A 13,393-nucleotide genomic window follows, 5' to 3' on the forward strand; every position below is an offset into this window, starting at 1 on the left:
CTCAAACGGGGAGTGGGGCATGCGTCTGTTTGTGATTCTCGCGACGGCAGTGCTCGCACTGTCGGGCGTCGCACGGGCTCAGGAAGTCGTCGTCTATACTTCGTACGAACGCGAGGATCTCGCGCCCTACAAGGCGCGCGCCGAGAAGGATCTGCCGGGCATCACCATCCGCTGGGTACATGATGCCAACGGCGTCCTGACGGCCCGCCTGCTGGCCGAGAAGGCCAATCCGCGTGCCGACGCGGTCTGGGGCGTCGCGGCCTCGAGCCTGGGACAACTCGCCGATGCCGATGTGCTGTTGCCCTATGCACCGCCCGGCCTCGACAAGATTCCGACCAAGTTCCGCGATCCCGCCAACCCGCCCCGCTGGTTCGGCAACTCCGCCTGGGTGGCCGCCATCGTCTACAACGAGGCAGAGGGCAAGAAGCTCGGGATTCCCAAGCCCGAGACCTGGGCCGATCTCACGAAGCCCGTCTACAAGGGCAAGGTCGTGATGCCCCATCCGCTGTCGTCCGGCACCGGCTTCCTCGACGTCTCGGCCTGGCTGCAGGCCTTCGGCGAAGCGGAGGGCTGGAAGTTCATGGACGGACTGCACGAGAACATCTGGCGCTACACGCACTCGGGCTCTCAGCCCGCGACCCTGGCGGCGCGCGGCGAAGCGGTCGTCGGCATCGCCTTCGACATCCGCGCGGCACGCGAGCTGGCGCAGGGCGCGCCGGTGGCCATCGTGTTTCCCGAGAAGGGGCTGGGTTGGGAGATGAATGCCTTCGCCGTCGTGAAGGGCGCACCCCATATCGAGGCAGCGAAGAAGCTCGCGGACTGGGCCGCCTCCGATGCGGCGATGCAGATGTACGCCGAGAGCCGGGCCGTCGCGGCGCGGCCGGAATTCTCCAAGCCGGTCAAGAACCTGCCAACCAACCTCGCGGACCTGTTGATGGTGAACGACTTCGCCTGGGCGGCGGCCAATCGCGAGCGCATCCTGGCAGAGTGGTCCAAGCGCTACGACAACAAGGCCGATCCTAAGAAGTGATCAGAGAGAAGGGGCGGCCTGGCCGGCTGTCTCTGTCGCGGTCGTCCTGAGGCGGGTTTCGGCAAGTTCGCCGGCCGCTTCAAGGATCGGATAGGCAACGGTCGCGAAATGGCCGTTGATGCGCTTCAGGTCGCGGATCACGTCCATGTGGATCGAGCTGGTCTCGATCGATTCGGGGCGTCCCTCGCGCAGGCGCGCATAGTGGCTGTCGGCGGCGCGGGCCTCGGCCTCGCGCATCGCGGTCTTCTCCGCGACCAGGCGGCGGGCCAGGGTGATGTCGCGAGTCGTGAAGACGTTCAGCGCCAGCCGCAGATTGTCGAGCACACGGGCGTGGAAGGCGCGCAGCTCCGCCGTGCCCTCGGCCGAGAAGGCGTAGCGGTTCTTGATCTTCTTGGCCGCCAGTTCCATCAGGTTCTTGTCGATGATGTCGCCGGCATGTTCGAGATTGGTCACGAAGGTCAGGATCTCGACGTAGCGCTTGCCGTCGTCTTCCCCCAGTTCCGTGCGCGATGTCTGGATCAGGTAGAGCTTGATCGCCTCGTAGAGGCTGTCGACGGCATCGTCGGCGGCCTCAATCGACTTCACCGCGCGGGCATCGTTCTTCTCGAACACGTCCATGGTCTGGCGCAGCATGTCGGCGACCCTGTCGCCGAGATTGAGCGTCTCGCGCATGGCGCAGCCCAGCGCCTCTGCCGGCGTGTCGAGCACGTTGGGGTCGAGATTGCGCGGCTTGCCGGGGTCGTCGGTCTGCGGCCGGTCGGGGACCAGACGCCGGCACAGCGTGGCGATGGGATCGATCAGCGGCAGGAAGACGATGGCGGCCACCACGCTGAAGGCGGTGTGGAAGTCGACCAGCAGCCGCCCGGGCGCCGGATCGATCATCATTAGCCATTGGTGGAACTGCCCCAGGAACGGCAGCAGCGCCACGCCGACCAGGACACGCGTGATGAGGTTGCCGAGCGGCAGGCGCCGCGCCTCGGTGTCGGTGGCCGCCTGGTCGAAATAGGGGGCGACCGCGCCGCCGATATTCGCGCCGATCACCATCGCCATGCCGAGCTTGGGATCGATGATGCCGCTCGACGCGAACGACATGACCAGCAGCACGGTCGAAAGGCTGGAATGGATGAACCAGGTGGCGGCGGCCGCAACCAGGACGCCCATGACATACTCGTTCTGCAGGCCCGATAGCACGGCCACGAAGGCCGGCGCGGAGCGCAGCGGCAGGGCGGCGGCCTCCAGCAGGTGAAGCGACAGCAGCATCAGGCCGAGGCCGATGGCGACGCGGCCGAGATGGCGGGCCCGGTCGGAGCTGTTCGACAGGAAGGCGATGACGCCGCCCGCGATCATCAGGGGCGAGACCCAGCCGAGAGGGAAGGACAGGATCTGCGCCGTCAGCGTCGTGCCGACATTGGCGCCCAGCATCACCGCAAGCCCGATCGACAGCGAGATCAGTCCGCGTCCGGCGAACGAGGCGAGCAGCAGGGCGGTCGCGGTGCTCGACTGCAGGACACCCGTCAGCACGACGCCGCCGGCGAACGCCGAGAATCGGTTGCGCGAGCAGGCGCCGATGGCGCGGCGCAAGCTGGCGCCGAAGGCGCGCGTGAGGCCCGTGCGCACCATGCGCACGCCCCACAGCAGCAGGCAGACGCTGCCGAGAACGTTCAGGATGGTGTCGACGCCTTGCATTATCGCGGAATCCTACGCCTCGTCGTTCGACGATGAAAGTTTTTTGACAATTTTGTTACGTCGACTGCGTCAAGAGGCAAGCCGCGTCGCTTCATCCATGAAGGCTCGAACGAGCGCCACGCGCCGACGCTCCTGCAGGCACACGGCATATTCAGCGACCGCGAGATCCTGATCGGCGATGGTGATGCGGCGGAAGCGGCGATCCTCGCCGAGCTCGCTCGCGAACACCGCGCCGATTCCAAATCCGGCCGCCACCGCTTCGCGCACGCCCTCGCGGGTCTGCACCTCGACGATCGACGCCGGCCTGATATCGGCGGCCGCCATCGCCTGTTCAAGCACTTCGCGCGTGATCGATCCGCGTTCGCGCAGCACCAGGTCCTGGCCGGCCAGCGCCGAGAGGGGCGTGCGGCCGCGTCTGGCGAGGGCATGAGCGGCGGGCGCAAACAGGACCAGCCGGTCGGTACGCAACCGCACCGCATGAAGGCGCGGGTCGGACAGGCTCTTGGCCATCACCGCGACATCGGCTTCGTGGCGCAGCAGGCGCTCGAGCACCACGGCGGAATTGTCGATCGAAAGCGCGAAGGTGAGGCCGCCGGCGCGTTCGCGCAGGGCGGCCATGATCGGCACGACGTGGTGGGCGGAGTCGGCCGCGATCCGGAGATGCCCGCGCGTCAGCGCCTGCTCGCCCAGCAGCAGCGCCTGCGCCTCGTCCTGCAGGGAGAACAGACGGGTGGTGACGCCGTGCAGCTGGCGGCCGGTTTCAGTCGGCGTCACGCTGCGGCCGCGCCGGTCGAACAGGTGCACGCCATAGGCCTTCTCCAGCGCCGTCACCTGTCCGGAGAGATTGGGCTGGCTGAGACCCGACGCGCGGGCTGCGGCCGAGAACGAACCGGCCTCGGCCACGAGGTGGAAGGCGCGGAGCTGGGTGGGCGTCATATATGGGAAACCGATAGTTAACATATGGATTATATACTGGACGGATAGAAACAGCGAGACGATCATCCGCGCCATGACCACCAAGCCTGCTGCCTCCGAAACCGGCGATCCGCTGCTGCTGACGCCCGGCCCGCTCACCACCTCGGCCAGCGTGAAGCAGGCCATGGTCCATGACTGGGGCTCGCGCGATCAGGGCTTCATCGCCATCAACAAGATGGTGCTGGAGAAGATCGTCGAGCTGGCCGGTGCCCAAGGAACGCACGTCACCGTGCCGGTCCAGGGTTCCGGCACCTTCGCCGTCGAGGCGATGATCACGAGCTTCGTGCCGAAGTCGGGCAAGCTCCTCGTCGTCATCAACGGCGCCTATGGTCAGCGCGCGAAGAAGATCGCCGAGATCGCCGGCCGTGCGGTCGCGACCTACGAGACGCCCGAGGATACGCCTCCCGATCTCGCCAAACTGGAAGCGATGCTGGTCGCCGATCCGGCCATCACGCACGTCTTCGCCGTCCATTGCGAGACGACGTCGGGCATTCTCAATCCGATCGGCGAGCTTGCCGCGCTGGTGAAGAAGCAGGGGCGCCGGCTGCTGGTCGATTCGATGTCGGCTTTCGGCGCGATCGAGATCGACGCGCGCACCGTCTACTATGACGCCCTCGCGGCCTCCTCGAACAAGTGCCTCGAAGGCGTGCCGGGCCTCGGCTTCGTCGTCTGCCGCAACAGCGCCCTCGCCGACTGCAAGGGCAACGCGACCACGCTGGTGCTCGACCTGTTCGACCAGGCCGAGGGCTTCGCCAAGACCGGCCAGTATCGCTTCACGCCGCCGATCCACGTGATCGTGGCGCTGGGCAAGGCGATCGAGGAGCATTCCGAAGAGGGCGGCGTCGCGGGGCGCGGCAAGCGCTACCGCGAGAATGCCAAGGTGCTGATCGACGGCATGCGCGCCATGGGCTTCCAGACGCTGTTGCCGAACGACCTGCAGGCGCCGATCATCATCACCTTCCACATGCCGACCGATCCCAAGTTCGTCTTTCAGCGCTTCTATGACGGGCTGAAGGATCGCGGCTATGTGATCTATCCGGGCAAGCTCACCGTGGCGGATTCGTTCCGCATGGGCTGCATCGGCCGACTCTATCCCGACCACATGCGCGGCGCCCTGGCGGCGGTCCGCGAGGTGCTGGACGAGATGCGGGTCACCAACGGCGGCCCGGCACTGGCCGCAGAGTAGGGGAACGAACATGGCACCCGACAGCATCAACGTCAGTGGCGGCGACATCTCCGTCAACGGCCGCAGCTACCGCCTGCCCAAGCAGCCCGTCGTCGTGGTCTGCGTCGACGGCTCGGAGCCCGGCTATATCGAGCGCGCCGTCGAGGCCGGCCAGGCGCCGTGGTTTGCGAAGGTCCTGAAAGAGGGCACCAACCTGATCGGCGAGTGCGTGGTGCCGAGCTTCACCAATCCCAACAACCTGTCGATCGTCACCGGGCGTCCGCCGGCGGTCCACGGCATCTGCGGCAACTACTTCCTCGACCCCGAGACGGGCAAGGAAGTGATGATGAACGATCCGAAGTTTCTGCGGGTCGAGACGCTGTTTCCGGCCTTCCAGCGCGCCGGCTGCCGCATCGCCGTCGTGACCGCCAAGGACAAGCTGCGCGGCCTGCTGGGCAAGGGGCTCGAGCTGGGCGCCGGCAAGGCCTGCTCTTTCTCGTCGGAGAAGTCCGATAAGGCGACGCTTGCCGACAACGGCATCGACCATGTGAACGAGGTGGTGGGCATGGGCGTGCCGGACGTGTACAGCGCCGGCCTCTCGGAGTTCGTGTTCGCCGCCGGCGTCAAGCTGATGGAGCGCGACCGGCCGCAGATCATGTACCTGTCGACCACCGACTACATCCAGCACAAGCACGCGCCGGGCACGCCTGTCGCCAATGCCTTCTACGCCATGATGGACGGGTACCTGGCCAGGCTGGACGCCATGGGCTGCACCATCGTCGTCACCGCCGACCATGGCATGAACGCCAAGTTCGGCAGCGACGGCCAGCCGGACGTGATCTACCTGCAGGACGTGTTCGACGGCTGGGTGGGCAAGGACAAGGCCCGCGTCATCCTGCCGATCACCGATCCCTATGTCGTGCATCACGGCGCGCTGGGCTCGTTCGCAGTGGTCTATTGCGACAACCCGCAGGAGTGGGCGGCCAAGCTGAAGGCCATGCCGGGGATCGAGGCGGCGCTCACCAAGGAAGAGGCCGCGGCCCGGTTCGAGCTGCCGGCCGATCGCCTGGGCGATCTCATCGTCGTGTCGACCAAGCACAAGGTGCTGGGCACCTCGGCCTCGCGGCACGATCTTTCGGGCCTCACCGAGCCGCTGCGCAGCCACGGCGGCGTCTCCGAGCAGCGCGTCCCGCTGCTCTGCAACCGCAAGCTCGCGAACGCTGACACCGGTTCGCATCGCTGGCGCAACTTCGACGCCTTCGACCTCGCCCTCAACCTCGTCGCCTGAGAGACCGCCCAGATGGATACGATCACCCGCACGGGCTCCGACGTCCGGCACGAATATCTCCGCATCGCCGGGAAGAAGGTCGAGACCAAGGCGCGCCTCGAAGTGCGCTTCCCCTGGGACAACCGCCTGGTCGGCACCGTGCCGCGCGCCACGCCCGAGCTGGTGGCCGAGGCCTTCCAGATCGCCCATGACTACAAGCCGAAGCTGACGCGCTATCAGCGCCAGCAGATCCTGCTCAAGACCGCGGACCTGCTGGTTTCGCGCAAAGAAGAGCTGTCGCGCCTGATCACGCTGGAGTCGGGTCTCTGCCTCAAGGACTCGCTCTACGAGGTCGGCCGCGCCTACGACGTCTTCACCTTCGCAGGCCAGCTCTGCATGCTGGACGACGGACAGACCTTCTCCTGCGATCTCACCCCGCACGGCAAGTCGCGCAAGATCTTCACCCTGCGCCAGCCGCTGAACGCCATCTCGGCGATCACGCCGTTCAACCATCCGCTGAACATGGTGGCGCACAAGCTGGCGCCGGCCTTCGCGACCAACAACTGCGTCGTGCTGAAGCCCACCGAGCTGACGCCGCTCACGGCGCTGTTTCTGGCCGATACGCTCTACGAGGCGGGCCTGCCGCCAGAGATGCTGTCGGTCATCACCGGCAATCCGTCCGACATCGGTGACGCGATGATCGTCGATCCGCGCGCCGATCTCGTGACCTTCACGGGCTCGGTCCGGGTCGGCAAGTACATCGCCGAGAAGGCGGGCTACAAGCGCATCGTGCTGGAGCTGGGCGGCAACGACCCGCTGATCGTCATGGAGGATGCCGACCTCGACAAGGCAGCCGAACTGGCCGTCGCGGGCGCCACCAAGAATTCCGGCCAGCGCTGCACCGCGGTGAAGCGCATCCTGGTTGTCGACAAGGTGGCCGATGCCTTCGTCGAGCGGGTGCTGGCCAAGGCCAAGAAGCTGAAGGCCGGCGATCCGCTCGATCCCGAGACCGATGTCGGCACCGTGATTCACGAGCGCGCCGCGACGCTGTTCCAGAACCGCGTGAGCGAAGCGGTGGCGAAGCACGGCGCGAAGCTTCTGCACGGCAACGACCGCCAGGGCGCGCTCTTCCCGCCGACCGTCGTCGATCATGTCGACCCGCAGGCCGAACTGGTACGCGAGGAGACATTCGGCCCGGCGATCCCGATCATCCGCGTGAAGGACATCGCCCACGCCATCCAGGTTTCCAACGGCACCGCCTATGGCCTGTCGTCGGGCATCTGCACGGATCGTCTCGACTACATCACGAAGTTCGTCGACGAGCTTCAGGTCGGCACGGTGAATGTCTGGGAAGTGCCGGGCTATCGCATCGAGATGTCGCCGTTCGGCGGCATCAAGGATTCAGGCCTCGGCTACAAGGAAGGCGTGCTCGAAGCGATGAAGAGCTTCACCAATGTGAAGACCTGGTCGCTGCCTTGGCCTGGCTAGAGACCGCCGTCACGGCGGCGTTACGTCTGCCTTCTCCCAGCTCTTGTCCGGATTGTAGACGTTGATCGCGGCGGCCTTGGCTGCCGTGTCGGGGCCGAGATCCTGTTCGTAGACGACGCCGTCCTGGTTGACCATGAAGCTCATCACGCCGGTGTCACCGTAGCGGACCGGCCAGGCGAGGATGGCGAAGCCGCCGATCATCCGGCCTTTCACGAGATAGTCGTACGCGCCGCCCGGCGCGTCGGGGCCCTGTGAATAGAGCAGGCGGAAGCGGTAGCCGTAGTAGCCGTCTTCGGTGCCGCCCTGTCCCTGCGCCTGTGCGGTTGCGAGGGCTGGACCGATCGGGCTCTCCGGTTCGCCGGGCGCGGCATCCCAGTAAAGCCCGTCCTTCTTGCCCGGCGAGCTCAGCAGCCGCCGCGCATAGACCGGCGCGCCCACCTTCATGGGGTCGAGGGCCGCGTATTCATGCTCCGCATCGACCAGCGCCAGCAGGCTCTGGATGACCGACAGCTCGTTGCGGCCGATCTGCCGGGCGATGATTTCCTTGCGGCCGGCTTCGACGTCGAAGCGCCACTGATCGCCATCCTTTACGAGCGGGATGGGACCGGCCCAGCCACTCGTGCCGACCTCGATCGTCGCCTTGTTGCCGTCGATGACGACCTTGTGGCCGGCATCCCAGGCCTGGAGAAACTTCTCGCGCACGCGCTCCTCGTCCTCGGGCCGGCCGAGGACAAAGTCGCGCCAGCCGGAGCCCAGCGCGGCGCTAACTGCCTTGTCGTCGTCGCGACGGATCGCCTCGGTGAGTGCATCGGCAGCCGCCTCTGGTGTCGCGAAGCCCTGCGGCTTGGCTGGCTGCGCCCATCCGATCGTCGACAATCCGGCTGTGAAGCTGCCGGCCAGGAGGAGGGCGAGGATCGCCCTCTTGAGCAGTGAAGCGTTCATCGCCGTCCTCCTCCATGGGCACCGCCGCCGGCGTGGCCACCGCCGCCACCACCGCCGCCACCACCGCCGCCACCACCGCCGCCACCACCGCCGCGCGCAGCGCCTCCGCCTCCGCCTGCACGCGCGCCACCGCCGCCGCCGCCGCCGCCGCCGGATGCATGCGTCGCCGCCCGGGATTGCTGCGCCCGGCCGCGTGCGGCCTCGCGATTGACCTGCTGGCCATTGTTGACGCCGCGGATGGCGCCGCCGCCGCGCGGGGCGCCGGCGTGATTCTGGATATTGGGATGCTGGCCACCCGCGGCGCGATTGGCGACGTTGGGCCGCTGCGCCGGGCCCCCTCCAGCCGGGCGGTTCGGCAGGTTGGGTCGCGCGTTGGCTTGTCCGCCGCCTGCGGGGCGGTTCTCGAGGCGGCCGCGGAATTCCTGGCGCTGGTCGGCGCCCGGGCGCACCTGGTTGAAGCGCTCACGGGTCGCGGGATCGCGGTAGGCCACCCCCTTGCGGTGGATCGGCTCGTGCTGCCAGCGACCGTTGTTGATGTTGTTGACGTTGAAGTTGCGGTCGATGTTGACCGCGCGATTGACGTTCACGTTGACATAGCTGTTGCCGCGTCCCCAGTTCCAGCCGCCGAAGATCGCGCCGGCGGCTGCGATGCCAACCCCGAACATCAGGCCGCGCAGCAGGGCGGAGCCATAGCCGTAGCCGGGCGGCGGCGGATAGTAGGTCGGCGGATAGGCCGGGTAAGGCCAGGTGCCATATACGGTGTTGGGATTGTAGGCCGGCACGTAGATCACTTCCGGATTGGCCGGAGCGATGACGATCGTGCGGTCGCTCCCCGATCCCTGCGAGGTGACCGTCTGCTCCTTGCCGCTCTGCAGATTGCCGGCGTCGGCCGCCTTGGCGCGCAGGCGCTGGATCGAATCGGCGACATCCTGCTGCTGGGCAATCATCGCGTCGCCAACCTTCTGCATCCAGTCGAGATTGTCGCTGAGCTGGCTGAGGACCTGCGGGAAGGCAACCAGTGATTTGACGCTGACGTCCCAGCTCTTGTCGTTGACGGCCGCGACCGCGGCGTCGCCCTTCAACGTCGGATTGGCCTTGGACCAGCGTGCCGCTTCGACGACCTCCAGGGGATAGCTCGCCGCCATCAGGGTCTGTGCGAGTACGGCATCGGGATAGAGCGCGATCGGGGCCAGCATCTGGTCGAGCTGTTCGGACGTGAATGGCTTCTTGCCCGTGTCCTGTGCCCGCGTGGCTTGCGAAACCCCGACCGCGAGCGTGGCGGCAAGGGCGGTCATCAGGCTACGACGCTGCATGATATTCTCTCCCCGAGACCGCGGTCCGTCGACGATGCAGTCTGCTCTTGTGGCAAACTCTGCGCGATCAGGAGCCATTTGCGCGCTTCGGCAGTGCCGCTGCAAGAAGAATTGATCTCCCGTCGCGGCCAGTCCGCGCGCAAGTCGGGCTATTGACCGGTCTGGGCGAAAAATCCAGCCCAAGGGAACGACCTGTTAATTATTGGCGGGCTGATGAGTCACTGGCCATGCGATAGCTTCCATCATGACCGTCGCACTTCTCGTCCTCCTCAAGATCACCGTCACGATCATCATCTTCGGCATCGGCCTCGACTCGACCCTGCATGACGCGGTCCGCCTGTTCCGCCAGCCCGCGCTGCTGTTACGCTCCCTGCTGGCCATGTACGTGCTGGTGCCGCTGGCGGCCGTCGGACTGGTCATTCTGCTGCCGCTGCCGGCGGGAGCGGAGGCCGGCCTGCTGGTGCTCGCGGTCTCTGCCGGAGCGCCGCTGCTTCCGCGTAAGCTATTGGGCATCGGCGACGGTGCCTACACCTTCAGCCTGGTCGCGGTCTCTTCCGTCCTGGCTGTGATTCTCGTGCCGTTGTGGCTCGAGATGCTCGGTCCGATGTTCCCTCGACTGCCGCGCCTCGCGCCGGAGAAGACGGCGCTGGTCCTGGGCGAGTCGTTCTTCCTGCCGCTGCTGGCGGGCATGGCCGTGCGCCGATACTTCCCGAAACTGGCCGCCTGGACCGGCGGGCGGGTGGTCGGCCTGGCAGGACTGGCCATGACGCTGGCGGCGGTCGTGTTGTTGGCCGTGAACTGGCATGTGGTGCTCGAAGTCAGATGGCAGGGTATCGCCGCTCTCGCGCTCCTGATCCTGATGGCACTGATCATCGGACACCTGGTCGGCGGACCGAAAGAGGAAGACCGCTCGGCGCTCGCCGTTGCCTGCGCCACCCGCCACATCGGCATCGCGGTGGCGGTCGCGACGTCGCTGCCCGGGGCACGCACTGCTGTCGTGATTTCAATCTATATCGCCATCTCAGTGGCGATCACGCTGCCCTATACGCGCTGGCGCCGGGTCGTTGCGGGCAGGCATGGGGCGCCGTTGAAATAATCTCGATTGTCCCGCAGAGGGCGGGCGAGACAAACTCCATCCGGTTGTTCGAACGAGGGAAGTCCATGAGTGTGAGCCAGGCCGAGAAGGCTCGAAAATTCCGGGCGCTGCACGAGGCGTCCGGCGCATTCGTCATTGCCAATCCGTGGGATGCAGGCTCGGCGCGTATCCTGGCCGGGCTCGGATTCGAGGCCCTGGCAAGTTCGAGCGGTGCCAAGGCGGGCGTGTTGGGCAGGCGTGACGGCCGGGTGACGCGTGAGGAGGCGCTGGCCAACGCACGGCTGATCGTGAACGCCACAGACCTGCCGGTAGCGGCCGACCTCGAGAAGGGCTTCGGCGATTCGCCCGATGATGCGGCCGAAACGATCCGCCAGGCGGCGGGCGTGGGCCTGGTCGGCGGTTCGATCGAGGACGCGACCGGCAACCCGGACCAGCCGCTCTTCGATATCGAAACGGCGACGATGCGCATCAAGGCTGCGGCCGACGCGGCGCGTTCACTGCCGGTACCGTTCGTCCTGACGGCGCGCGCAGAGGGGTTCCTGAGGGGCAAGCCCGATCTCGGCGACGTGATCAAGCGGCTGCAGGCCTACGAGGCGGCGGGCGCCGATGTCCTGTTCGCGCCCGGCTTGCCCGATCTGGCTTCGGTCAAGAAAGTCTGCGGCGCGCTCCGCAAACCCTTCAACTTCATGGTCGGCATCAAGGGGAAGTCCTTCAGCAAGGCAGAACTCGAGGCAACCGGCGTGAAGCGGATCAGCCTCGCCACCTCGCTCTATCGCGCGGCAATGACCGGCCTGATCGACGCAGCGACCGAGGTGAAGGAGAAGGGCACTTTCACCTATCTCGACCGGGCGATTCCCACGTCCGATTTGAATGCGTTCATGAAAGAGTAGACTCGCGAGATGCTGACTGAAGACGAGATGAAGCGCATCGCAGCCGAGGAGCGCTATCGCCATTCGATCCGCAAATCCCTGGAAGAGGAGTCCGGAGGGCCCGCGCCTGAGCCGCCACCCCCTGCGGCCCCGCCGGGCTTCGGCTCCAAACTCTACGAGTTCCTCAACAGCTCGGTGGGCATGTGGCTCTTGTCTTCGGTCGTGCTCACCGGTGGCGCGGCCTTCCTGCAGCAGGTGCAGCACCAGCATGAGATCGATCAGAAGAACAGGGCAGACCTGATCAGCCATCGCTTCGAGATCGAACACCGGCTCGACGGCATGAACTTCCTGCTCCGCCGCGCCGTCACGGTGGGGGACGCAAAGGCGGCCCTGAGCGGGGTATTCAAGAGTGCGATCCCGGTCACGCCGGAGCTGGAGAACCGCAGCCTCGCCTCGCTCTATCTCTCGGTCTATCCCTTGCTTGCCGGCACGGAAAAAGAGAAGACCAACAAGGCCTACCATCTCGTGAAGGAGCTGGAGGACGTCGAGCTGTTGTTGCAGCCTCTGCCGGACAACAAGCCGCTCGACGACGCCCAGCGAACCCAGATCGCCAAGCTGATGAAGGCGATCCAGCAGCTCAAGTTCGACGACGGAAAGTAGGCGTCAGCCCTTGTCGACGGCGCCGCCGCTGTCGACCCAGTCCTTGAAGGCACCGAGGTTGAAGACGTTGGCGTAACCGAAATCCTTCAGCACCTTGCCGCTGAGGGCCGAGCGGCCGCCGGAGGCGCAGTAGACGATCACCGTCTTGTTCCTGTCGAAGGCCTTGTCGTGTGCGGGCGACTCAGGGTCTGCCCGGAACTCGAGCATGCCGCGCGAGACATGGACCGCGCCCGCGACCTTGCCGCTGTTGGCGACCTCGGCCGCGTCGCGCACGTCGACGACGAGCGTATTGCCCTTGGCGATCATCTCCCTGGCCTCGACCGGCGTGACCCTCGGCACGGCGGCGTTGGCCGCTTCCATCATCTGCTTGACGCTCGTGGACATGAGATCCTCCCTCGGGGTGGCGTGGAGGGGTAACCTAGCACGGCGCGTTGGCCGGCCTCCGCTGTTTGTCTGCGGTCGCGTCGGGTTCATAATGTCGACGTTTTGCGAGGGAGTTGGAATATGAGTACCAGTGACATCACGCGCGTGCCCAATCCGAGGGTGCCGGCCAAGTCTTCGGTCGCCGTCTACCGGCTGCCCGGCGGCGGCGGCTTCCTGTGGGGCGTCGCGACTTCGCCGGACCGGACCCAGGACATCCGTGTCCAGACACTGGGCGCGCTGGGCGTCATTGACGGCTACCTGAAGGACGCCGGCCTCGACCGGACGCGCATCGTGAAGGCCGAGATCGTCGTCACCGATCACGACAACAAGCCGGCCTTCGACGAGGCATGGGCCACCTGGATGCCCGCCAACCATGGCCCTGTCCGCTCTTTCGTGCAGTCGGTCATGCCCGAGGGCGACCTCATCGAGATCATCATTACGGCGGCGCTCTAGGACGAGGCGGGGCACGCCGGGAAAGG

At 66.5% G+C, this 13,393-nt stretch carries 13 protein-coding genes; 8 read left to right on the forward strand and 5 right to left on the reverse strand.

Annotation, left to right across the window (positions count from 1 at the left end; translation table 11 throughout):
• Nucleotides 1–19 precede the first annotated feature (19 nt).
• Nucleotides 20–1,030, forward strand: a complete 1,011-nt coding sequence (locus tag ACQY78_RS27210; RefSeq protein ID WP_428681191.1) for a putative 2-aminoethylphosphonate ABC transporter substrate-binding protein — start codon at nucleotides 20–22, stop codon at nucleotides 1,028–1,030.
• Here ACQY78_RS27210 and ACQY78_RS27215 read toward each other — a convergent pair whose 3' ends face one another.
• Together ACQY78_RS27215 and ACQY78_RS27220 are read right to left on the reverse strand one after the other, a co-directional pair.
• Nucleotides 1,031–2,716 (reverse strand): Na/Pi cotransporter family protein, encoded by a 1,686-nt coding sequence (locus tag ACQY78_RS27215; RefSeq protein WP_428681193.1) that lies wholly within the window; start codon nucleotides 2,714–2,716, stop codon nucleotides 1,031–1,033.
• Nucleotides 2,717–2,785: 69 nt separating this feature from the next.
• Nucleotides 2,786–3,652 (reverse strand): LysR substrate-binding domain-containing protein, encoded by an 867-nt coding sequence (locus tag ACQY78_RS27220; protein WP_428681195.1) that lies wholly within the window; start codon nucleotides 3,650–3,652, stop codon nucleotides 2,786–2,788.
• A gap of 73 nt (nucleotides 3,653–3,725) precedes the next feature.
• On the opposite strand from ACQY78_RS27220, the gene ACQY78_RS27225 reads away from it, so the two are divergent.
• Genes ACQY78_RS27225 through phnY form a run of 3 tightly spaced genes read left to right on the forward strand, consistent with a single transcriptional unit; the run spans nucleotide 3,726 to nucleotide 7,611 of the window.
• Nucleotides 3,726–4,877, forward strand: a complete 1,152-nt coding sequence (locus ACQY78_RS27225; protein ID WP_428681197.1) for a 2-aminoethylphosphonate--pyruvate transaminase — start codon at nucleotides 3,726–3,728, stop codon at nucleotides 4,875–4,877.
• Between the two features lie 10 nt (nucleotides 4,878–4,887).
• Nucleotides 4,888–6,144: a phosphonoacetate hydrolase gene (gene phnA / locus ACQY78_RS27230; protein ID WP_428681199.1), complete on the forward strand. Its 1,257-nt coding sequence runs from the start codon at nucleotides 4,888–4,890 to the stop codon at nucleotides 6,142–6,144.
• A gap of 12 nt (nucleotides 6,145–6,156) precedes the next feature.
• Nucleotides 6,157–7,611 carry a phosphonoacetaldehyde dehydrogenase gene (gene phnY, locus ACQY78_RS27235; protein WP_428681201.1) on the forward strand — a complete coding sequence of 485 codons (1,455 nt, stop codon included), beginning with the start codon at nucleotides 6,157–6,159 and terminating at the stop codon, nucleotides 7,609–7,611.
• A 9-nt stretch (nucleotides 7,612–7,620) separates the two neighbouring features.
• On the opposite strand, the gene ACQY78_RS27240 is transcribed toward phnY, so the two are convergent.
• Nucleotides 7,621–8,553, reverse strand: a complete 933-nt coding sequence (locus ACQY78_RS27240) for a DUF2950 domain-containing protein (protein ID WP_428681203.1) — start codon at nucleotides 8,551–8,553, stop codon at nucleotides 7,621–7,623.
• The gene (locus ACQY78_RS27245; RefSeq protein ID WP_428681205.1) at nucleotides 8,550–9,866 is read right to left on the reverse strand and encodes a DUF3300 domain-containing protein; all 1,317 of its coding nucleotides are present in this window, start codon (nucleotides 9,864–9,866) and stop codon (nucleotides 8,550–8,552) included. The genes ACQY78_RS27240 and ACQY78_RS27245 overlap by 4 nt, the downstream gene beginning before the upstream one ends.
• A gap of 244 nt (nucleotides 9,867–10,110) precedes the next feature.
• Between ACQY78_RS27245 and ACQY78_RS27250 the strand changes: the two genes are divergently transcribed.
• From ACQY78_RS27250 to ACQY78_RS27260, 3 genes are all read left to right on the forward strand, one after another.
• Nucleotides 10,111–10,962, forward strand: a complete 852-nt coding sequence (locus ACQY78_RS27250) for a bile acid:sodium symporter family protein (RefSeq protein WP_428681207.1) — start codon at nucleotides 10,111–10,113, stop codon at nucleotides 10,960–10,962.
• Between the two features lie 65 nt (nucleotides 10,963–11,027).
• Nucleotides 11,028–11,852 carry an isocitrate lyase/PEP mutase family protein gene (locus tag ACQY78_RS27255; protein ID WP_428681209.1) on the forward strand — a complete coding sequence of 275 codons (825 nt, stop codon included), beginning with the start codon at nucleotides 11,028–11,030 and terminating at the stop codon, nucleotides 11,850–11,852.
• A 9-nt stretch (nucleotides 11,853–11,861) separates the two neighbouring features.
• On the forward strand, nucleotides 11,862–12,491 hold the full coding sequence (locus ACQY78_RS27260; RefSeq protein WP_428681211.1) for a hypothetical protein: 630 nt from the start codon (nucleotides 11,862–11,864) through the stop codon (nucleotides 12,489–12,491).
• Nucleotides 12,492–12,494: 3 nt separating this feature from the next.
• Here ACQY78_RS27260 and ACQY78_RS27265 read toward each other — a convergent pair whose 3' ends face one another.
• The gene (locus ACQY78_RS27265) at nucleotides 12,495–12,875 is read right to left on the reverse strand and encodes a rhodanese-like domain-containing protein (RefSeq protein WP_428681212.1); all 381 of its coding nucleotides are present in this window, start codon (nucleotides 12,873–12,875) and stop codon (nucleotides 12,495–12,497) included.
• Nucleotides 12,876–12,995: 120 nt separating this feature from the next.
• Here ACQY78_RS27265 and ACQY78_RS27270 point away from each other — a divergent pair, with 120 nt between their 5' ends.
• A complete protein-coding gene (locus ACQY78_RS27270; protein WP_428681214.1) occupies nucleotides 12,996–13,367 on the forward strand; it encodes a RidA family protein in 372 nt (123 codons plus the stop codon).
• The last annotated feature ends 26 nt before the right edge of the window (nucleotides 13,368–13,393 follow it).

Source organism: Reyranella sp. (assembly GCF_965279625.1).
In the GTDB taxonomy this organism is placed as follows: Bacteria; Pseudomonadota; Alphaproteobacteria; order Reyranellales; family Reyranellaceae; genus Reyranella.

Bases quoted from the DNA above. Each gene is read 5' to 3' on its own strand.
- ACQY78_RS27210 (WP_428681191.1), top strand. From the start codon at position 20: ATGCGTCTGTTTGTGATTCTCGCGACGGCAGTGCTCGCACTGTCGGGC.
- ACQY78_RS27215 (WP_428681193.1), bottom strand. From the start codon at position 2,716: ATGCAAGGCGTCGACACCATCCTGAACGTTCTCGGCAGCGTCTGCCTG.
- ACQY78_RS27220 (WP_428681195.1), bottom strand. From the start codon at position 3,652: ATGACGCCCACCCAGCTCCGCGCCTTCCACCTCGTGGCCGAGGCCGGT.
- ACQY78_RS27225 (WP_428681197.1), top strand. From the start codon at position 3,726: ATGACCACCAAGCCTGCTGCCTCCGAAACCGGCGATCCGCTGCTGCTG.
- phnA (WP_428681199.1), top strand. From the start codon at position 4,888: ATGGCACCCGACAGCATCAACGTCAGTGGCGGCGACATCTCCGTCAAC.
- phnY (WP_428681201.1), top strand. From the start codon at position 6,157: ATGGATACGATCACCCGCACGGGCTCCGACGTCCGGCACGAATATCTC.
- ACQY78_RS27240 (WP_428681203.1), bottom strand. From the start codon at position 8,553: ATGAACGCTTCACTGCTCAAGAGGGCGATCCTCGCCCTCCTCCTGGCC.
- ACQY78_RS27245 (WP_428681205.1), bottom strand. From the start codon at position 9,866: ATGCAGCGTCGTAGCCTGATGACCGCCCTTGCCGCCACGCTCGCGGTC.
- ACQY78_RS27250 (WP_428681207.1), top strand. From the start codon at position 10,111: ATGACCGTCGCACTTCTCGTCCTCCTCAAGATCACCGTCACGATCATC.
- ACQY78_RS27255 (WP_428681209.1), top strand. From the start codon at position 11,028: ATGAGTGTGAGCCAGGCCGAGAAGGCTCGAAAATTCCGGGCGCTGCAC.
- ACQY78_RS27260 (WP_428681211.1), top strand. From the start codon at position 11,862: ATGCTGACTGAAGACGAGATGAAGCGCATCGCAGCCGAGGAGCGCTAT.
- ACQY78_RS27265 (WP_428681212.1), bottom strand. From the start codon at position 12,875: ATGTCCACGAGCGTCAAGCAGATGATGGAAGCGGCCAACGCCGCCGTG.
- ACQY78_RS27270 (WP_428681214.1), top strand. From the start codon at position 12,996: ATGAGTACCAGTGACATCACGCGCGTGCCCAATCCGAGGGTGCCGGCC.